The organism is Pseudomonas sp. S8 (assembly GCF_050473925.1).
Taxonomy (GTDB): domain Bacteria; phylum Pseudomonadota; class Gammaproteobacteria; order Pseudomonadales; family Pseudomonadaceae; genus Aquipseudomonas; species Aquipseudomonas parakoreensis.
Window position 1 is genome coordinate 3,047,633 of sequence record NZ_JBFDVZ010000016.1, and the last position, 19,391, is coordinate 3,067,023.

The 19,391-nt window shown below is 59.2% G+C and carries 17 protein-coding genes; 1 reads left to right on the plus strand and 16 read right to left on the minus strand.

Going from position 1 to position 19,391, the window contains the following annotated elements; translation table 11 throughout:
* Position 1: 1 nt before the first annotated feature.
* The 16 genes from dnaE to rpsB form a co-directional block, all read right to left on the minus strand.
* A complete protein-coding gene (gene dnaE, locus AB1J88_RS14990) occupies positions 2-3,523 on the minus strand; it encodes a DNA polymerase III subunit alpha (protein ID WP_086792161.1) in 3,522 nt (1,173 codons plus the stop codon).
* Between the two features lie 76 nt (positions 3,524-3,599).
* Positions 3,600-4,226 carry a ribonuclease HII gene (rnhB, locus tag AB1J88_RS14995; RefSeq protein WP_430292692.1) on the minus strand — a complete coding sequence of 209 codons (627 nt, stop codon included), beginning with the start codon at positions 4,224-4,226 and terminating at the stop codon, positions 3,600-3,602.
* A gap of 8 nt (positions 4,227-4,234) precedes the next feature.
* Positions 4,235-5,365, minus strand: a complete 1,131-nt coding sequence (gene lpxB / locus AB1J88_RS15000) for a lipid-A-disaccharide synthase (protein ID WP_430291366.1) — start codon at positions 5,363-5,365, stop codon at positions 4,235-4,237.
* 2 nt (positions 5,366-5,367) lie between these two features.
* On the minus strand, positions 5,368-6,144 hold the full coding sequence (gene lpxA, locus AB1J88_RS15005; protein WP_047601290.1) for an acyl-ACP--UDP-N-acetylglucosamine O-acyltransferase: 777 nt from the start codon (positions 6,142-6,144) through the stop codon (positions 5,368-5,370).
* A complete protein-coding gene (gene fabZ / locus AB1J88_RS15010) occupies positions 6,141-6,581 on the minus strand; it encodes a 3-hydroxyacyl-ACP dehydratase FabZ (RefSeq protein WP_003222142.1) in 441 nt (146 codons plus the stop codon). Before fabZ ends, lpxA begins: the two co-directional genes overlap by 4 nt.
* Positions 6,582-6,687: 106 nt before the next feature.
* Complete coding sequence (gene lpxD, locus AB1J88_RS15015; protein WP_041072330.1) at positions 6,688-7,743, minus strand: UDP-3-O-(3-hydroxymyristoyl)glucosamine N-acyltransferase; 1,056 nt, start codon at positions 7,741-7,743, stop codon at positions 6,688-6,690.
* A gap of 3 nt (positions 7,744-7,746) precedes the next feature.
* The gene (locus AB1J88_RS15020; RefSeq protein WP_003222140.1) at positions 7,747-8,250 is read right to left on the minus strand and encodes an OmpH family outer membrane protein; all 504 of its coding nucleotides are present in this window, start codon (positions 8,248-8,250) and stop codon (positions 7,747-7,749) included.
* A gap of 45 nt (positions 8,251-8,295) precedes the next feature.
* Positions 8,296-10,671, minus strand: a complete 2,376-nt coding sequence (bamA, locus tag AB1J88_RS15025) for an outer membrane protein assembly factor BamA (protein ID WP_108181821.1) — start codon at positions 10,669-10,671, stop codon at positions 8,296-8,298.
* Positions 10,672-10,745: 74 nt separating this feature from the next.
* On the minus strand, positions 10,746-12,098 hold the full coding sequence (gene rseP, locus AB1J88_RS15030) for a sigma E protease regulator RseP (protein ID WP_047291874.1): 1,353 nt from the start codon (positions 12,096-12,098) through the stop codon (positions 10,746-10,748).
* Positions 12,099-12,152: 54 nt separating this feature from the next.
* Positions 12,153-13,343 carry a 1-deoxy-D-xylulose-5-phosphate reductoisomerase gene (gene ispC, locus AB1J88_RS15035; RefSeq protein ID WP_430291367.1) on the minus strand — a complete coding sequence of 397 codons (1,191 nt, stop codon included), beginning with the start codon at positions 13,341-13,343 and terminating at the stop codon, positions 12,153-12,155.
* Positions 13,340-14,146, minus strand: coding sequence for a phosphatidate cytidylyltransferase (locus tag AB1J88_RS15040; protein WP_108181818.1), 807 nt, complete (start codon positions 14,144-14,146; stop codon positions 13,340-13,342). The genes ispC and AB1J88_RS15040 overlap by 4 nt, the downstream gene beginning before the upstream one ends.
* Positions 14,146-14,901, minus strand: a complete 756-nt coding sequence (gene uppS, locus AB1J88_RS15045; protein ID WP_041072340.1) for a polyprenyl diphosphate synthase — start codon at positions 14,899-14,901, stop codon at positions 14,146-14,148. The genes AB1J88_RS15040 and uppS overlap by 1 nt, the downstream gene beginning before the upstream one ends.
* Positions 14,902-14,914: 13 nt before the next feature.
* Positions 14,915-15,472 (minus strand): ribosome recycling factor, encoded by a 558-nt coding sequence (frr, locus tag AB1J88_RS15050; RefSeq protein WP_008019552.1) that lies wholly within the window; start codon positions 15,470-15,472, stop codon positions 14,915-14,917.
* Positions 15,469-16,212 carry a UMP kinase gene (gene pyrH, locus AB1J88_RS15055; protein ID WP_011332683.1) on the minus strand — a complete coding sequence of 248 codons (744 nt, stop codon included), beginning with the start codon at positions 16,210-16,212 and terminating at the stop codon, positions 15,469-15,471. Before pyrH ends, frr begins: the two co-directional genes overlap by 4 nt.
* A gap of 211 nt (positions 16,213-16,423) precedes the next feature.
* Positions 16,424-17,287 carry a translation elongation factor Ts gene (tsf, locus tag AB1J88_RS15060; protein ID WP_025110889.1) on the minus strand — a complete coding sequence of 288 codons (864 nt, stop codon included), beginning with the start codon at positions 17,285-17,287 and terminating at the stop codon, positions 16,424-16,426.
* Positions 17,288-17,490: 203 nt separating this feature from the next.
* Positions 17,491-18,228 carry a 30S ribosomal protein S2 gene (rpsB, locus tag AB1J88_RS15065; RefSeq protein ID WP_003222119.1) on the minus strand — a complete coding sequence of 246 codons (738 nt, stop codon included), beginning with the start codon at positions 18,226-18,228 and terminating at the stop codon, positions 17,491-17,493.
* Between the two features lie 373 nt (positions 18,229-18,601).
* Between rpsB and map the strand changes: the two genes are divergently transcribed.
* A complete protein-coding gene (gene map / locus AB1J88_RS15070) occupies positions 18,602-19,384 on the plus strand; it encodes a type I methionyl aminopeptidase (protein ID WP_047291865.1) in 783 nt (260 codons plus the stop codon).
* The last annotated feature ends 7 nt before the right edge of the window (positions 19,385-19,391 follow it).

Genomic DNA, 19,391 nt, shown 5'->3' on the forward strand with positions numbered 1-19,391 from the left:
GTCAACGGTATTGGAGGAAGACGTTGTCTCGCCCGAACTGGTCACGCAGGGCTTGAATCAACGCATCTGCCGGGTCGATTCGCCAGGTCTCGCCGAACTGCAGCAAGGTCTTCGCATCCGGACTGGTGTACTCCATGGTGATCGGGCACGCCCCGCGGTGACGCTTGAGCAGTTCACCCAACCAGCGTAGCTGATCGCCTTTCAAATCCTGAGTGTGCAGCTTCAGGCGCAGGCTTTCGGCCAGATTGGTCCGTGCATCCTCCATGCTCATCACCCGCTTGACCCGCAGGCGCAGGCCGCCGGAGAAGTCGTCGTTGCTGACTTCGCCTTCGACCACCACCATCGCGTCGGTCTGCAACAGCGACTGCGCAGAATGGAACGCATCGGCAAACAGCGAGGCCTCGATCCGTCCCGAGCGGTCATCGAGGGTGATGAAGCCCATCTTGTCGCCCTTTTTGTTCTTCATCACGCGCAGGGCAATGATCATCCCGGCCACGGTTTGCGTGTCGCGAGCCGGTTTCAGGTCGATGATGCGCTGCCGGGCGAAACGGCGAATCTCGCCTTCGTACTCGTCGATCGGATGACCAGTCAGGTACAGGCCCAGAGTGTCTTTCTCACCCTTGAGGCGTTCCTTGAGGGTCAGCTCCTTGGCCTTGCGGTGCGTCGCGTAGACGTCGGCATCTTCCTCGACGAACAGCCCGCCGAACAGGTCGGCATGACCGCTGTCGCGGGTGCGCGCAGTCTGCTCAGCCGACTTGATTGCCTCTTCCATCGCCGCCAGCAGCACGGCGCGGTTGCGGTCGATGTTGGCCTGATAAGCCTTTTGTTCATCGTGGAAGTACGGGCCAAGACGATCCAGCGCACCGCTGCGGATCAAACCGTCCAGCGTACGTTTGTTGATGCGCTTGAGGTCGACCCGGGCACAGAAGTCGAACAGATCCTTGAAGGGACCGGCCTGACGGGCCTCGGTGATCGCTTCCACCGGGCCTTCACCGACACCTTTGATCGCGCCCAGGCCGTACACGATGCGGCCTTCGTCGTTCACCGTGAACTTGAACTCCGAAGTGTTCACGTCCGGCGCGTCGAGGCGCAGCTTCATCGTGCGCACTTCCTCAATCAAGGTCACGACCTTGTCGGTGTTGTGCATATCCGCCGAAAGCACCGCCGCCATGAACGGCGCCGGGTAATGGGCTTTCAGCCAGGCAGTCTGGTACGACACCAGGCCGTAAGCGGCGGAGTGGGACTTGTTGAAGCCGTAACCGGCGAATTTCTCCACCAGGTCAAAAATGTTACCGGCAAGGTCCGCATCGATATTGTTCGACGCACAACCTTCAATGAAACCGCCGCGCTGCTTGGCCATTTCCTCGGGTTTCTTCTTACCCATCGCCCGACGCAGCATGTCCGCACCACCGAGGGTGTAACCGGCCATGACCTGGGCGATCTGCATCACCTGTTCCTGATACAGGATGATGCCGTACGTCGGCGCCAGTACCGGTTGCAGGCCTTCATACTGGTAATCCGGGTGCGGATAAGCCAATTCGGCGCGACCGTGCTTACGGTTGATGAAGTCATCCACCATGCCCGATTGCAGTGGGCCCGGACGGAACAGGGCCACCAGTGCGATCAAGTCTTCGAGGCAGTCAGGCTTAAGCTTTTTGATCAGCTCTTTCATGCCCCGGGATTCGAGCTGGAACACCGCGGTGGTTTCAGCTTTTTGCAGCAACTGATAAGTCGGTTTGTCATCCAGCGGGATGAACGCGATGTCCAGCGGCGGCTCGTTGACCTTGGCGCGGTCGCGGTTGATGGTTTTCAGCGCCCAGTCGATGATCGTCAGGGTCCGCAAGCCGAGGAAGTCGAACTTCACCAGACCGGCCGCCTCGACGTCGTCCTTGTCGAACTGGGTCACCAGGCCATCGCCGGCCTCGTCGCAATAGATAGGCGAGAAATCGGTCAGCTTGGTCGGGGCGATTACCACACCACCGGCGTGCTTGCCGACGTTACGCACCACGCCCTCGAGCTTGCGCGCCATCTCCCAGATTTCCGCTGCTTCCTCATCGACCTTGATGAAGTCGCGCAGGATCTCTTCCTGCTCGTAGGCTTTTTCCAGGGTCATGCCGACTTCGAACGGAATCATCTTCGACAGACGATCCGCCAGGCCGAATGATTTGCCCTGGGCTCGCGCCACGTCGCGCACCACCGCCTTGGCGGCCATGGAACCGAAGGTGATGATCTGGCTTACCGCGTTGCGGCCATATTTTTCGGCCACGTAATCAATGACCCGGTCGCGACCGTCCATGCAGAAGTCGACGTCGAAGTCGGGCATCGAGACCCGTTCCGGGTTAAGGAAACGTTCGAACAGCAGATCGTATTCCAGCGGGTCGAGGTCAGTGATCTTCTGCACATAGGCCACCAGCGATCCGGCACCCGACCCACGGCCCGGGCCCACCGGCACGCCGTTGTTCTTGGCCCACTGGATAAAGTCCATCACGATCAGGAAGTAACCGGGGAAGCCCATCTGGATGATGATATCCAGCTCGAAATTCAGCCGGTCGACGTAGACCTGACGCTTGGCCTCATAATCTTCGGTGGTGTCCTTGGGCAGCAATACGCTGAGGCGGTCTTCCAGACCATCGAACGACACCTTGCGGAAGTATTCATCGATGGTCATGCCATCAGGAATCGGGTAGTCAGGCAGGAAGTGCTTGCCCAGCTTCACGTCGATGTTGCAACGCTTGGCAATCTCGACGGTGTTTTCGATCGCATCGGGAATGTCACTGAACAGCTCGGCCATTTCCTCGGCGCTTTTCAGGTACTGCTGATCGCTGTAATTCTTCGAGCGCCGCGGATCGTCGAGGGCGCGGCCCTCTCCGATGCACACGCGGGTTTCGTGGGCAGCAAAGTCTTCCTGCTTGATGAAGCGCACATCATTGGTCGCCACCAGCGGAGCGCCGAGCTTGTCGGCCAGGGCCACGGCGCCGTGCAATTGCTCTTCGTCGTTGGGGCGATTGGTGCGCTGGATTTCCAGATAGAAACGGTCAGGGAACACCGCCATCCACTCGCGCGCCAAGGTCTCGGCTTCGGCCGGGTTACCGCCAATCATGGCCATGCCGATCTCGCCTTCCTTCGCGGCGGACAGCATGATCAGGCCTTCGTTGGCCTCGGCGACCCATTCGCGCTCGATGATGATCATGCCGTTGCGCTGGCCATCGATGAAGCCGCGCGAGATCAACTCGGTGAGGTTGCGATAACCCTTGGCGTTCATCACCAACAGGCTGATCCGGCTCAATGGCCCGTCCGGATCCTTGTTCGACAGCCACAGGTCGGCGCCGCAGATCGGCTTGATGCCGGCGCCCATGGCGTTTTTATAGAATTTGACCAGGGAACACATGTTGTTCTGATCGGTGACCGCCACGGCCGGCATGTTCATGCCGGTCAGCGCCTTGACCAGTGGCTTGATCCGCACCAGCCCGTCGACCAGGGAGTATTCAGTGTGCAGGCGTAGATGAACGAATGAAGCCGGCATAGTGATCCTGTCCAGTTACATAGAGACAACAAGGCCCGGATTGTACCGGGCCTCGAACAAAACATCAGCCTTGCGCCTAAACCTGCGTCAGGCCTTCAAGCGCCTCGTAAGCCTGACGCACCGGGGCGAAGGAGCGCCGGTGAATCGGGGTCGGGCCAAGGCGCACCAACGCTTCCAGATGAACGGGCGTCGGGTAGCCTTTATGACCGCCGATGCCGTACCCCGGGTAGATCAATTCGAATGCCGCCATTTCCCGGTCGCGGCTGACTTTGGCCAGGATCGACGCGGCAGCGATGGCCGGCACCTTGCCGTCACCCTGCACCACCGCTTCGGCGCGCATCGGCAGTTTCGGGCAGCGGTTGCCGTCGATCATCGCCAGTTTCGGCTGCACATGCAGCCCGGCCACCGCGCGCTGCATGGCGAGCATGGTCGCGTGCAGGATGTTCAGCTCGTCGATTTCCTCGACTTCGGCGCGGGCGATGCACCAACTCAGGGATTTCTCGATGATCTCGTCGTAAAGCTTCTCGCGCCGGGCTTCGGTGAGCTTCTTCGAGTCGTTGAGACCGAGGATCGGCCGGTTCGGATCGAGGATCACCGCCGCCGTCACCACCGCGCCGCACAACGGGCCACGACCGACTTCGTCGACACCGGCCACCAGTTCTTCGACTTCGGCGACCAATGTGAAATCCAGGCCCATTTGCATCGTCTTGCTCATTGTTTCCGACCGATCAGGTTAAGGACGGCATCCGCCGCCTGATTGGAAGCGTCCCGCCGCAACGTGCGGTGGATCTCGTCGAAGCCTCGGGTCTGCTCTTCGCCGCCGTCGATCAGCGGCGACAGGGTCTGGGCCAGCGCCTCGACCGTCGCATCATCCTGCAACAACTCTGGCACTAACAGACGCTGGGCCAACAGGTTCGGCAGCGACACGTACGGGCTCTTGACCATGCGCTTGAGAATCCAGAAGGTCAGCGGCGCCAGGCGATACGCAACGACCATCGGCCGCTTGTACAGCAACGCCTCGAGCGTCGCCGTGCCCGAAGCGATCAGCACCGCGTTGCACGCCGCGAGGGCCAGGTGCGATTTGCCATCGAGCAACGTGACCGGCAAGTCGCGACCAACCAGCAACGCTTCGAGCTGTGCGCGACGCTCGGCATTGGCGCACGGGATGACGAAGCGCAGCCCGGGGCGCATGGCCCGCAGACGTTCGGCAGTATCCAGGAACAGCGCACCGAGACGGCCAACTTCACCGCCGCGACTGCCGGGCATCAATGCCACCAGCGGCCCGTCGGGCAAGCCGAGTTCGGCACGCGCTGCCGCGCGATCGGCCTGCAACGGAATGGTATCGGCCAGCGTATGACCGACGAACCGCACCGGCACGCCCTTCTCTTCGTAGAATTTTGCTTCGAACGGCAGCAGCGTGAGCATCAGATCGCAGCCTTCGCGAATCTTCAGCACACGCTTCTGGCGCCACGCCCACACCGAAGGGCTGACGTAATGCACGGTCTTGATCCCGGCCTGACGCAGCTTGAGTTCGATGTTGAGGTTGAAATCGGGAGCGTCGATGCCGATGAACACATCCGGTTTCTCAGCGATCAGCGTGGCGATCAGTTCCTTGCGGCGCTTGAGCAGCTCGCGCAGCCGTCCGAGGACTTCCACCAACCCCATGACCGACAGACGCTCCATGGGAAAATAAGACGTCAGGCCCTCGGCCTGCATCAACGGACCGCCGACACCGATGAACTCGACTGCCGGATGTTTAGCCTTGAGGGCGCGCATGAGGCCGGCGCCCAAAATGTCGCCGGAAGCTTCGCCCGCCACCAGCGCAATACGCAGACTGGCCATGATCAGCGGGTGATGCCGCGAGTCGACGACTGGATCGAGTCACGAAACAGCGCAACTTCCGGGAACTGCGCAGCAGGTTCGGCCAATTCGGCCAACGCTTGCTCCACGGTCAGGCCCTGGCGATACACGGTCTTATAAGCGCGGCGCAGCGCGTGAATCGCGTCTTCGCTGAATCCACGACGGCGCATGCCTTCGAAGTTCATGCTGCGCGCTTCGGCCGGGTTGCCGAACACGGTGACGAACGCCGGAACGTCCTTGCCGATGGCAGTGCCCATGCCGGAAAAACTGTGGGCGCCGATGTGGCAGTACTGATGCACCAGGGTGAAACCGGAAAGGATCGCCCAATCGTCAACGTGCACATGCCCGGCCAACGCGGTGTTGTTGACCAGGATGCAGTGGTTGCCGATGACGCTGTCATGCCCGATGTGGGCGTAGGCCATGATCAGGTTGTGATCGCCCAGCGTGGTTTCCGAACGGTCCTGCACGGTGCCACGGTGAATCGTCACGCCTTCGCGAATGACGTTGTGATCACCGATCACCAGACGGGTTTCCTCACCCTTGTACTTCAGGTCAGGGGTATCTTCACCGACCGAGGAAAACTGGTAGATGCGGTTGTGCTTGCCGATGCGGGTCGGGCCTTTGAGGACCACGTGCGGCCCGATCACGGTACCCTCGCCGATTTCCACACCTGCGCCGATGATCGACCACGGGCCGACCTCGACGCCGTCAGCCAGAACGGCCGACGGATCGATGATTGCGCGAGGGTCAATCAAACTCATAGCTTGCGTTCCGCACAGATGATTTCAGCCGAGCAGACTGGCTTGCCGTCGACCGAAGCCTGGCATTCGAATTTCCAGATCTGGCGCTTGCAGCTGATGAACTTGGCTTCCAGGATCAACTGGTCACCCGGCAGCACTGGCTGGCGGAAACGCAGTTTGTCGGAACCGACGAAGTAGTACAGGGTGCCGTCGGCCGGTTTTACGTCAAGCATTTTGAAACCGAGGATCCCGGCAGCCTGGGCCATCGCTTCGATGATCAGTACGCCCGGCATGATCGGGTGCGCCGGGAAGTGGCCGTTGAAGAATGGCTCATTGATGCTGACATTCTTGTAGGCGCGAATGCGCTTGCCTTCAGTGTCCAGTTCCACCACCCGGTCCACCAGCAGGAACGGGTAACGGTGAGGCAGGTATTCGCGAATCTCGTTGATGTCCATCATTTCGGGGGGAAGCCTATGTAAAGATTGGGAGCGCGACTGACGCGCACTCCTCTAGCAAATCAAGGAGGCAGTCTAGAGGCTGTGCACACTTGATATGGAAATGGTATCAGCCATCAGATGAAGCATTGCTGCCGGGGGTCACTTCCCCGACGCGCTTTTCCAGCTGCTTCAAACGTCGCGCGAGGTCATCGAGCTGACGGATGCGGGCCGCGCTTTTGCGCCATTCGGCCGCCGGTTGCATGGCTGTGCCGGACGAATAGGCACCCGGCTCGGTAATCGAGTGGGTCACCATGGTCATCCCGGTCAGGAAAACGTTGTCGCAAATATCGATGTGCCCAACCAGGCCGACACCACCGGCGAGCATGCAATGCTTGCCGATTTTGGTGCTGCCGGAGATACCGACACACGCCGCCATGGCGGTGTGATCACCGACCTGGACGTTGTGCGCGATCTGGATCTGGTTGTCGAGCTTCACGCCGTTGCCGATCACGGTATCTGCCAGCGCACCACGGTCGATGGCGGTGTTCACGCCGATCTCGACATCGTCGCCGATGGTCACGCCGCCGATCTGGGCGATCTTCTGCCAGATACCTTTCTCGTTGGCAAAACCGAAACCTTCACCACCGAGCACGGCACCGGACTGGATCACTACGCGCTTGCCGATGCGCACGTCGTGGTACAGCGTCACCCGCGGAGCGAGCCAGCCGCCCTCACCGATTTCACTGCGGGCACCGATGACGCAATGGGCGCCCAACGTGACCTGCGCACCGATGCGCGCACCCGCCTCGATCACCACGAACGGACCAATGCTGGCGCTTGGATCAACCACTGCATCCGGCGCAATCACCGCTGTGGGATGAACACCCGCAGTGGCTTTCGGTTTCGGATCGAACAGGTGCGAGATGCGTGCATAAGCCAGGTAAGGATCCGGCACCACCAGTGCGTGACCGGCAAAACCGTCGGCATCAGCCTCCTTGAGCAATAGCGCAGCCGCCTGGGAACTTGCCAGGTATTTGCGATATTGAGGATTTGCCAGAAAGCTCAACTGAGCTGGGCCAGCCTCCTGCAAGGTGGCTAGCCCAGTAATTTGCGTCTCGGGGTCGCCACGCAGGGTGGCGCCGAGGAACTCGGCCAACTGGCCGAGCTTGATAGTCACGGTCATGGGTTACTTCAGCTGATTCATGCGCTCGATAACCTGGCGCGTGATGTCGTACTGAGGTTTGACATCAATCACTGCGCCACGCTCGAACACCAGGTCAAAACCACCTTTCTTGATGACTTCTTCCACTGCGCTATCCAGTTTCGGCTTCAGTTGCTTGAGCATTTCGCGGTCGGCAACTGCCTTGGCTTCGTTCAGTTCCTTGGACTGGAACTGGAAGTCACGGGCCTTTTGCTTGAACTCAAGCTCCAGACGCTCACGCTCGCCCTGCTGCATCTTGTCGCCACCGGCCATCAGACGGTCCTGAATGCCTTTGGCGCTGCTTTCCAGCGTCTTGAGCTTGGTCAGTTGCGGACCGAACTTCTTCTCGGCATCCACCGCGTATTTCTTGGCCGCATCGGATTCCAGCAATGCCATCTGATAGTTCAGAACGGCGATTTTCATGTCGGCGAACGCCGGGCCTGCCACCAGTACGGAGGCCAGGAGAACCAATTGAGTCAACTTACGCACGATGCACTCCTACAAAATCCATTGTCGTTATCTTGGGTCAGACGCTTAGAACGTCTGGCCGAGGGAGAATTGGAACACTTGAGTTTCAGCGTTATCCGGTTTCTTGACCGGCATCGCCAGAGCAAAACTCAGAGGACCCAGTGCGGTGACCCAGGTCACACCCACACCAACGGAACTGGCCATATTGCTCAGGCTGATGTCGTTGCACTTGGTGTTGGACGTCGAGCCATTTGCGTTGGTGGTGTCCTTGCACTGCGAATCGAAAACGTTACCCACGTCCCAGAATACCGAGGTACGCAAGGAGCGTTGATCCTTGACGAACGGCAGCGGGAACAGAACCTCGGCACCGCCCTGGATCAGGACGTTACCACCGAACGGCAGCGGATCCTGGTCAGGGTCAATCGAAGTGCCCGGGTTGGTACCACGACTCGGCGTACTACGAGGACCCAGCGTACTGTCCTTGAAACCGCGAACCGAGTTGAAACCACCAGCATAGTAGTTTTCATAGAACGGCAAGCCATCGGTCGAACCATAGCCGTCGCCATAACCCAGCTCGGTGTGCAGACGCAGGGTGTAGTTCTCGGTGATCGGCTGGAACAGCTGACCACGGTAGTCGAGTTTGTAGAACGACAGGTCGCTGCCTGGGATCGTGGTTTCCAGTGTCAGGCTCTGGGAACGGCCACGGGTCGGCAATACACCCTTGTTCAGGGTCGATTCGGACCAGCCGGCCGACGCCTTGAAGTTCAGGTACTGATCGCCTTCCTTGTTCACGAAGTCGAAGATCTCGTCAACGGTGTACTGACCGGTCTTGATCTTGTCCTGCTGTGCGGACAGACCGAAGGTCAGACGCGAAGTCTCGCTGATCGGATAGCCAACGTTGACGCCGGCACCCAGGCTGTCTACCGCATAGCTGGCTACATCGATGTTGAGATCTTTGTAGTCGGTGGTGCGATAGAACGCGTTGTAACCCAGGCTCACGCCATCGGCGGTCCAGTAGGGGTCAACGTAGCCGAAGTTGTAGCGGCTCTGGTATTCGCTGCGAGTCAGGCCCACGCTCACACGGTTACCGGTACCCAGGAAGTTGTTCTGGGTGATCGAACCACCGAGGATCAGACCGGCGCTCTGGGCGAAACCGACGCTGGCGGTGATCGAACCGGAAGCTTGTTCTTCAACGGCGTAGTTCACGTCCACCTGGTCGTCGACACCCGGTACAGCCGGCGTCTCGACGTTCACTTCCTTGAAGAAGCCCAGACGTTCAAGACGGGTCTTGGACTGGTCGATCAGGTAGGTCGAAGCCCAGCCACCTTCCATCTGACGCATTTCACGACGCAGCACTTCGTCTTCGGACTTGGTGTTGCCACGGAAATTGATACGGTTGACGTAGGCACGCTTGCCCGGATCGACGGCGAACAGGATGTCCACGGTGTGATCGTCGTCATGCGGCTGAGGAACGCCATTGACGTTGGCGAATGTGTAGCCCTCGTTACCCAGGCGACGAGTGATCAGTTCGGAAGTGGTGGTCATCAGCTTGCGCGAGAACACCTGGCCTTTCTGCACCAGCAACAGCGACTTGACCTGGTCTTCAGGGACTTTCAGGTCACCGCTGAGCTTGACGTCACGTACGGTGTACTTCTCGCCTTCGGTGATGTTGACGGTGATGTAGACGTGCTTCTTGTCCGGGGTGATGGACACCTGGGTCGAAGCGATATCCATGTTGATGTAACCACGGTCCAGGTAGTAGGAACGCAGACGCTCCAGGTCACCGGACAGCTTTTCACGGGCGTACTTGTCATCGTTCTTGAAGAACGACAGCCAGTTGGTGGTTTTCAGCTCGAACAGATCGATCAGGTCGTCATCAGGGAAGACCGTGTTACCCACCACGTTGATGTGCTGGATCGCGGCCACGGTGCCTTCGTTGATCTTCACTTTCAGCGCCACGCGGTTGCGCGGCTGCGAGACCACTTCGGTATCGACGGTCGCCGAGTAACGGCCCTGGGCAACGTACTGACGCTGCAGCTCGTTACGGACACCTTCGAGGGTGGCGCGCTGGAAGATTTCACCTTCGGACAGACCGGACTGCTTCAGGCCTTTCATCAGGTCTTCGGTAGAGATCGCCTTGTTGCCCTCGATCTCGATACTGGCAACCGACGGACGTTCGACGACCGTGATCACCAGAACGTTGCCTTCGCGGCCCAGCTGGATATCTTGAAAGAAACCGGTTTTGAACAACGCACGAGTGGATTCCACCAGGCGACGATCATCCGCCTGCTCGCCGACGTTCAACGGCAAGGCACCAAAGACGCTACCCGCGGAGACCCGCTGGAGGCCGTTGACGCGAATATCAGAGATAGTGAAGGACTCGGCGTGAACTTCGGCGATCATCAATACGGTGAGAACCGCAGTTAGCAGCAGACGTTTCATGAAGTCCTTTCTTATTCCAACTGGCAATAAACAAACTGCCGCAAAATGCGGCAGATTCGCAATTCAGCGAAGCTTTACAGTCGACCCAGATCATTGACCAGAGCAAGCAACATCACTCCGACCACCAAACTGATACCGATCTGCACCCCCCAACCTTGCACCCGATCCGACAAGGGGCGACCACGCACCCACTCAATCAGATAAAACAACAAATGCCCCCCATCCAGTACAGGAATGGGCAGCAAATTCAGAACCCCCAGGCTAATACTCAGATAAGCAAGGAAATTCAGGAAATCAGCAACGCCCGACTGGGCAGAAGCGCCCGCCACTTTAGCAATGGTTATCGGCCCACTCAAGTTTTTTACCGAGAGCTCGCCAAACAGCATTTTCTTCAACGAGTCCAGCGTCAGCACGCTCATGGTCCAGGTACGACGGGCACCCTCGCCAATCGCGGCCAACGGACCATAACTGACCTCGCGAATCATTTCCGGCGGCCAGTCCACGGCTTTTACGCCGGCCCCGAGATAGCCGCTTGGCGACTTGCTTTCGCCGCGCGCCGCCAGGGTCACCGGGACGTCGATTTGAGCACCATCGCGCTCGACTTTCAGCATGATTTTGGTATCAGGACGCGTACGAACGCTGTCGACCACTTGCTGCCAGTCATTCAGCGCCAGGCCGTCGAGCGCCAGCAGGCGATCACCGGTTTTCAGACCGGCGGCTTGTGCCGGGCCTTTTGGATCGAGTTCAGCGAGTACTGGCGGCAAAGCCGGGCGCCATGGGCGAATACCCAGCGAGCGAATCGGATCGGGCTCATCAGCGCCTTTGAGCCAATGGTCCAGCGCCAGCTCACGCGGCGCGTCGACGGTAGAGCCCTGCTCGCGCACGAGCAATTGCAGGGATCCGCTTTCCCCGAGTCGACGCACCAGTTGCAAATTGACGGCGGCCCAACCGGACGTTGGTTCACCATCGATGGCAACGATTTCCTGACCGGCACTCAAACCAGCCCTGGCCGCAATGCTGCCGGACTCGACGGCACCAATGACCGGGCGGATCTGCTCGCTGCCGAGCATGGCCAGCACCCAGAAAAACACCAGGGCCAGCAGGAAGTTGGCAATCGGCCCCGCCGCGACAATGGCGATGCGCTGGCGCACCGATTTACGATTGAAGGATTGATGAAGCTGATCGGCCGGGACTTCGCCTTCACGCTCATCGAGCATCTTGACGTAGCCGCCCAGCGGAATCGCGGCGACGACAAATTCAGTGCCCTGCTTGTCGTGCCAACGCAACAGGGGCATGCCGAAGCCCACGGAAAAACGCAGAACCTTGACGCCACAGCGACGCGCGACCCAGAAGTGGCCGAATTCGTGAAAGGTGACCAGCACACCCAAAGCGATCAGGGTGCCGGCAATCATATAGAGCGCGCTCATCTACTTTCTCCGCAATCCTGTTCAGTGCCGCGTGACGCCATGGTACTGCAACGGCTATCGGCCGTGACGATTCAGCCACTGCCCGGCCAGAGCCCGCGCTTTCGCGTCTGCGGTAAACACCGCATCCAGATCCCCCAGCGCAACCACGGGCTCGAGGTTCAGCACGTCCTCGATGATACTCGCGATTTCCAGATAACCCACGCGCCCGTCGAGAAACGCGGCGACTGCCACTTCGTTGGCCGCATTGAGCATGGCCGGCGCACTGTTACCCACCTCGGCCGCCTGTCGCGCCAGACGCAAACAAGGGAAACGTTCTTCATCCGGCGCTTCGAAATCCAGGCGCGCAACAGCAAACAGATCCAGCGGCGCCACGCCTGAGTCGATACGCTCGGGCCAGGCCAGCGCATTGGCAATCGGTGTGCGCATGTCAGGGTTGCCCAACTGCGCCAACACTGAGCCATCCACATAGTCGACCAGCGAGTGAATCACACTCTGCGGATGGATCACCACCTCGACCTGCGACGGCTTGGCGTCGAACAGCCAGCAGGCCTCGATCAACTCCAGGCCCTTGTTCATCATGCTGGCCGAGTCCACCGAGATCTTGCGACCCATCGACCAGTTCGGGTGCGCACACGCCTGATCAGGCGAAACGTGCGCCAGCTCGCTCAACGGCGTCTGGCGGAAAGGCCCGCCCGAAGCCGTGAGCAAAATCCGTCGCACGCCGACTGTACTCAGGCCGCGGGCAAAATCCTGCGGCATGCACTGGAAGATCGCGTTGTGCTCGCTGTCGATCGGCAGCAGCACCGAGCCGCTCTTGTGCACGGCTTGCATGAACAGCGCGCCGGACATCACCAACGCCTCTTTATTGGCCAGCAGGATCTTCTTGCCAGCCTCCACCGCCGCCAGCGTCGGGCGCAGGCCCGCGGCGCCGACGATGGCGGCCATCACGGCATCCACTTCAGGCGCGGAAGCGACCTGACACAGGCCCTCCTCCCCCACCAGCACGCGAGTGGACAGACCGGCAGCCCGCAGGTCATCCTGCAAACCGCGCGCCGCTGCCGCTTCCGGCACGACTGCGAATTGCGGCACATGGCGCACGCACAAGGCCAGCAACTCGCTCAGGCGCGTGAAACCGCTCAGGGCGAACACCTGATAACGCTCGGGATGACGCGCGATGACGTCGAGGGTGCTCAGGCCAATCGAACCGGTAGCCCCCAGAACAGTGATCTGTTGAGGACGGCTCACGGTGCAGCCATCCACAGCAATACAGCGAAAATCGGGATCGCAGCGGTCAGGCTGTCGATGCGATCAAGCACGCCGCCATGACCGGGCAGCAGGTTACTGCTGTCCTTGATGCCGGACTGGCGCTTGAACATGCTTTCGGTGAGGTCGCCCACCACCGAAATGAAGACGATCAGCGCAGCACCGACCAGCCCCTTGAGCAGCTCAGCCACCGTCCAGTCGCGAACCAGACCGACGATCGCGGTGATCACCAGACTCAGCGCCAGGCCACCGTAAACACCTTCCCAACTCTTACCAGGACTGACTTGCGGCGCCAGTTTGCGCTTGCCGAAAGCACGACCGGAGAAGTAAGCACCGATGTCGGCACCCCAGACCAACACCATCACCGCCATGATCAGCCAGTTGCCCAGCGGGTACTGTTTGATCTGCACCAGCCCCTGCCAGGCCGGCAGCAAGATCAGCAAGCCGATCACCAGTTTGGTGGCTGCGGTGGACCAATGCTCGCTCGAGCGTGGATACGTCAGCACCAGGTAAGTCGCCACCGCCCACCACAACACCGAAGCGCCCAACACCCAAGGGGCAAGACCCGGCAGGACGTACATGACGAACAGCATCAGCGCGACGACAGCGGCAAAGCCGACACGGAACGACTGCGCGGTAAAGCCAGCCAGACGCGCCCATTCCCAGGCACCCAGGCTCACGACCAGACCGATGAACAGCGCAAAACCGGACCCCTCGAGCAGGAAAAAACCGCACAGAGCGATCGGCAGCAGGATCAGCGCAGTGATGATTCGTTGTTTAAGCATTAAACCCGGGCTCCAGCTTCGACCTGTTCGCTCGTTTTACCGAAGCGACGCTGGCGCGAAGCGAAATCGGCCAGCGCAGTGCGCATGGCTTCGTGTTTGAAGTCCGGCCAGAACAGGTCGGAGAAGTACAACTCGGCATACGCCAGTTGCCACAGCAGGAAGTTGCTGATGCGGTGCTCGCCACCGGTACGGATACACAAGTCCGGCAGCGGCAGGTCGCCGGTCGCCAGACAGGTTTGCAACAGCTCCGGAGTGATGTCTTCCGGACGCAGATGCCCGGCCTGAACCTCACGCGCCAGACGTTGCGCTGCCTGAGCAATATCCCACTGACCGCCGTAGTTGGCGGCGATCTGCAGAATAAAGCGGTTGGCACCCGCGGTCATGGCCTCGGCTTCGCGCATCGCCGCCTGAAGCTCAGGGTGGAAGCGCGAGCGATCACCGATGATGCGCAAGCTGATGTTGTTGTCGTTGAGGCGCTTGGCCTCACGACGCAGGGCCTTGAAGAACAGGTCCATCAAGGCACTGACCTCATCGGCCGGGCGCTGCCAGTTTTCACTGGAAAAGGCGAACAGGGTGAGCACTTCGACCTTGGCCTCGGCGCACACCTCGATTACCGCCCGCACAGCATCCACGCCGGCTTTATGCCCGGCGACACCCGGCATAAAGCGTTTTTTCGCCCAGCGATTATTGCCATCCATGATGATCGCGACATGGCGCGGCACCGCGGACGGCGCAGACTGCTTGGTCTTTTCCATTGAAACGCGACCCTTATACGGCCATCAGGTCTTTTTCTTTCTCTGCCAGCTTCGCGTCGATTTCAGCCACGAATTTCTTGGTCAGATCGTCGATCTCGCCAGTCGCGCGACGCTCTTCGTCTTCACTGATCTCTTTTTCCTTGACCAGATCCTTCAGCGAGCTGTTCGCATCACGACGAATGTTGCGCACGGCAACACGCGCGTCTTCAGCAACGTCACGCGCTTGCTTGGTGAAACCACGACGGGTTTCTTCGGTCAGGGCCGGCATGCTGATGAGCAGCAACTCGCCGAGGTTGGTCGGGTTCAGGTTCAGACCTGCACTGCCGATCGCCTTGTCGACGGCGCCCAGCATGTTGCGTTCGAACGCAACGACTTGCAGGGTACGGGCGTCTTTGACAGTGATGTTGGCCACTTGCTTGATCGGGGTGTCAGCGCCGTAGTACGGCACCATCACGCCTTCCAGGATGCTTGGGTGCGCCTGACCGGTACGAATGCGACCGAAGTTGTGGGACAGCGATTCCACCGACTTCTGCATGCGCTCTTTGGCGTCTTTCTTGATTTCGTTGATCATTGTTGAACTTCCTCGATCAGGGTTCCTTCAGCGCCGCCATGTACGATGTTCAGCAGGGCGCCAGGCTTGTTCATGTTGAATACGCGCAGCGGCATCTTGTGATCGCGGCACAGGCAAATAGCTGTCAGATCCATCACACCCAGCTTGCGATCCAGCACTTCATCATATGTCAGATGATCGAACTTCTCGGCATGCGGATCCTTGAATGGGTCGGCAGTGTAGACGCCATCGACCTTGGTCGCTTTCAGCACGACGTCGGCATCGATTTCGATGGCACGCAGGCAGGCTGCCGAATCCGTGGTAAAGAACGGATTGCCGGTACCGGCCGCGAAAATTACCACGTCCTTGGAGTTCAGGTGGCGCATGGCTTTGCGGCGATCATAGTGATCGGTCACGCCAACCATGGAAATGGCCGACATCACGATGGCCGAGATATTGGCACGTTCCAGCGCGTCGCGCATGGCCAGGGCGTTCATCACAGTGGCCAGCATGCCCATGTGGTCGCCTGTGACCCGATCCATGCCGGCCTTGCTCAAGGCCTCACCACGAAACAGGTTGCCACCGCCGATCACCAGACCGACCTGTACGCCGATGCCGACCAGTTGGCCGACTTCCAGCGCCATCCGATCCAGCACTTTTGGATCGATCCCGAACTCTTCCGAGCCCATCAGGGCCTCGCCGCTAAGCTTGAGTAGAATGCGTTTATAGCGAGCCTGATAACCACTGCCCTGCTGAGCCATTGCGAATCTCTCCTGCGGCGTATTTAAAAAATTCTGTGCAAGCTGTTTTACAGCTGCCGTTCACTCTAGCTTGGCGCTGCTTCAGCGCCATCGGAACCTGGCTTTGTAAGTCAGTTCCCAGTGGAAACCAATTAAAAATTGGTAACCCATCTGAAAAGAGGCTGCGCGCGTGAGCGGGCAGCCTCTTTCGGGCGACAGTTGAAAAACCGTCTTATTGCTTGGCGGCAGCCAGCTGGGCAGCAACTTCTTCAGCGAAGTTGTCGACCGGCTTCTCGATGCCTTCGCCTACTTTGAAGTAAGTGAAGGAAACGATTTCTGCGCCGCCTTTCTTGGCCAGCTCGCCAACCTTGATTTCAGGGTTCTTGACGAACGCCTGCTCAACCAGGCTCGCTTCTGCCAGGAACTTGCTGATACGGCCTTTGACCATGTTCTCAACAATGTTTTCCGGCTTGCCTTTGATCTTCTCTTCGTTCAGCTGCAGGAACACAGCTTTTTCACGCTCGATCGCTTCAGCCGAAACCTGCGAAGGCAGCAGGAACTCAGGGTTGCTTGCAGCTACGTGCATCGCGATGTCTTTGGCCAGCTCGACGTCGCCGCCTTTCAGAGCCACAACAACACCGATCTTGTTGCCGTGCAGGTAGGAACCTACAACGTCACCTTCGATACGGGTCAGACGACGGATGTTGACGTTTTCGCCTACTTTGGCAACCAGTGCTTCGCGAGCGGCTTCTTGAGCAGCGATCAGCGGAGCAGCGTCGGTCAGCTTGTCAGCGAAGGCTTTTTCGACGCTGGCAGCAACAAAGTTTTTGAAGTCGTCTTGCAGAGCCAGGAAGTCGGTCTGCGAGTTCACTTCCAGGATAACGGCAGCTTTACCGTCGTCCTTGATTGCGATTGCGCCTTCAGCGGCAACGTTGCCAGCCTTTTTCGCAGCCTTGATCGCGCCCGAAGCACGCATGTCATCAATGGCTTTTTCGATGTCGCCGTCAGCCTTTTCCAGGGCTTTCTTGCAGTCCATCATGCCTTCGCCGGTACGCTCGCGCAGTTCTTTAACCAACGCTGCAGTAATTGCTGCCATTTTCAAATTCCTCTTGGATAGGTTTTCAACCATTCCACCCGATCGAACGGGCGTTCAATTCTTCCCGAAACACCTTGTAGCTGCTGCACGTTACAAATGCAGGAGGTGCGCTGCCACACGTGGGCGCCAACAAACGGTTTTCGAGGTGGCAAAAAGGGGGCCAAGCCCCCTTTTTGCTTACTGAGTCAACGCCAGGGCGTCGATTACTCAGCTGCAGCCTGAGTTTCTTCAGCTGCGAATTCAACAGTGCCGCCAGCAACATTGTTGCGACCACGGATCACTGCGTCAGCCATCGAACCCATGTACAGCTGGATAGCGCGGATTGCGTCATCGTTGCCTGGGATGATGTAGTCAACGCCTTCCGGGCTGCTGTTGGTATCGACAACGCCGATGACCGGGATGCCCAGCTTGTTGGCTTCGGTGATCGCGATGCGCTCGTGGTCAACGTCGATCACGAACAGTGCGTCTGGCAGACCGCCCATGTCCTTGATGCCGCCCAGGGAGCGATCCAGCTTTTCCAGGTCACGGGAGCGCATCAGCGCTTCTTTCTTGGTCAGCTTGGCGAAAGTACCGTCTTCGGCTTGAACTTCAAGGTCACGCAGACGCTTGATGGAAGCACGAATGGTTTTGAAGTTGGTCAGCATGCCGCCCAACCAGCGGTGGTCGACGTACGGCGAACCGCAACGTGCTGCTTCTTCAGCAACGATCTTGCCAGCGGAACGCTTGGTGCCGACGAACAGAATCTTGTTTTTGCCCTGGGCCAGACGCTCTACGAAAGTCAGAGCTTCGTTGAACATTGGCAGGGTTTTTTCAAGGTTGATGATGTGAATCTTGTTACGCGCGCCGAAAATGTACTTACCCATTTTCGGATTCCAGTAACGGGTTTGGTGACCGAAGTGCACACCGGCCTTCAGCATATCGCGCATGTTGACTTGGGACATGATAGTTCCTTAATAAGTCGGGTTTGGCCTCCACGTATCCCAATGACCAACCAGTGGCATAAAGCCAAAAGCACCCAGGTCATCGTGTCGACACGTGTGTGGATTTAAGCTTCTCGGGGCATCCCCGGAAAGCGGCGCATTTTATACCACAAGGTGCACAGAAACGGAACCCGGAATCTGTATTCGCACCTGGGACATGGGCGCAGCCCCCTTGGAATCGCCGTCAGGCACACCATTGTATAGAGAGAGACGATGTACGCAGGCGCGGATTTGCGCCTTTCGTCTGTTAGAATCGGGTTTTTCAGGGTCGCGAAACGTACACCTGCCACCCTATCCGTATCAGCAAGCGCCGCCGAGCGCAGAGAGAGCCTGTATGACCGTCAACCTCAAAACCCCCGAGGACATCGCTGGCATGCGTGTCGCCGGCAAACTGGCCGCCGATGTGCTGGAAATGATTGCCGAACACGTCAAACCGGGTGTGACTACCGATCAACTGAACCAGATCTGCCACGACTACATCGTCAACGTGCAGCAGGCCATCCCGGCCCCGCTCAACTACAAGGGTTTTCCGAAGTCGATCTGCACCTCGATCAACCATGTGGTCTGCCACGGCATCCCGAACGATAAGCCGCTGAAAAACGGTGACACCCTGAACATAGACGTCACCGTGATCAAGGACGGCTACCACGGCGACACCAGCCGCATGTTCCACGTTGGCGAAGTGCCTGTCTGGGCCGAGCGCCTGTCGCAGGTCACTCAGGAATGCATGTACAAGGCAATCGAGATCGTCAAGCCCGGCTGCCGCCTCGGCGACATCGGTGAAGTCATCCAGAAGCACGCGGAAAAGAACGGTTTCTCGGTGGTTCGCGAGTTCTGCGGCCACGGCATCGGCAAGGTATTCCACGAAGAACCGCAGATCCTGCACTACGGCCGCGCCGGCACCGGTATGGAACTGAAGGCCGGCATGACCTTCACCATCGAGCCGATGATCAACCAGGGCAAAGCCGACACCAAGGTGCTGGGCGACGGCTGGACCGCGATCACCAAGGACCGCAAGCTCTCGGCGCAGTGGGAACACACCCTGCTGGTGACCGACACCGGCTACGAGATCTTCACCCTGCGCGCCGACGACACGATCCCGCGCGTCTCGGCCTGACCCCTAG

Bases quoted from the DNA above. Each gene is read 5' to 3' on its own strand.
- AB1J88_RS15040 (WP_108181818.1), bottom strand. From the start codon at position 14,146: ATGCTTAAACAACGAATCATCACTGCGCTGATCCTGCTGCCGATCGCT.
- fabZ (WP_003222142.1), bottom strand. From the start codon at position 6,581: ATGATGGACATCAACGAGATTCGCGAATACCTGCCTCACCGTTACCCG.
- pyrH (WP_011332683.1), bottom strand. From the start codon at position 16,212: ATGGCTCAGCAGGGCAGTGGTTATCAGGCTCGCTATAAACGCATTCTA.
- lpxD (WP_041072330.1), bottom strand. From the start codon at position 7,743: ATGACCGTGACTATCAAGCTCGGCCAGTTGGCCGAGTTCCTCGGCGCC.
- rnhB (WP_430292692.1), bottom strand. From the start codon at position 4,226: ATGCAAATGGGCCTGGATTTCACATTGGTCGCCGAAGTCGAAGAACTG.
- rseP (WP_047291874.1), bottom strand. From the start codon at position 12,098: ATGAGCGCGCTCTATATGATTGCCGGCACCCTGATCGCTTTGGGTGTG.
- bamA (WP_108181821.1), bottom strand. From the start codon at position 10,671: ATGAAACGTCTGCTGCTAACTGCGGTTCTCACCGTATTGATGATCGCC.
- tsf (WP_025110889.1), bottom strand. From the start codon at position 17,287: ATGGCAGCAATTACTGCAGCGTTGGTTAAAGAACTGCGCGAGCGTACC.
- dnaE (WP_086792161.1), bottom strand. From the start codon at position 3,523: ATGCCGGCTTCATTCGTTCATCTACGCCTGCACACTGAATACTCCCTG.
- lpxA (WP_047601290.1), bottom strand. From the start codon at position 6,144: ATGAGTTTGATTGACCCTCGCGCAATCATCGATCCGTCGGCCGTTCTG.
- frr (WP_008019552.1), bottom strand. From the start codon at position 15,472: ATGATCAACGAAATCAAGAAAGACGCCAAAGAGCGCATGCAGAAGTCG.
- uppS (WP_041072340.1), bottom strand. From the start codon at position 14,901: ATGGAAAAGACCAAGCAGTCTGCGCCGTCCGCGGTGCCGCGCCATGTC.
- rpsB (WP_003222119.1), bottom strand. From the start codon at position 18,228: ATGTCCCAAGTCAACATGCGCGATATGCTGAAGGCCGGTGTGCACTTC.
- map (WP_047291865.1), top strand. From the start codon at position 18,602: ATGACCGTCAACCTCAAAACCCCCGAGGACATCGCTGGCATGCGTGTC.
- lpxB (WP_430291366.1), bottom strand. From the start codon at position 5,365: ATGGCCAGTCTGCGTATTGCGCTGGTGGCGGGCGAAGCTTCCGGCGAC.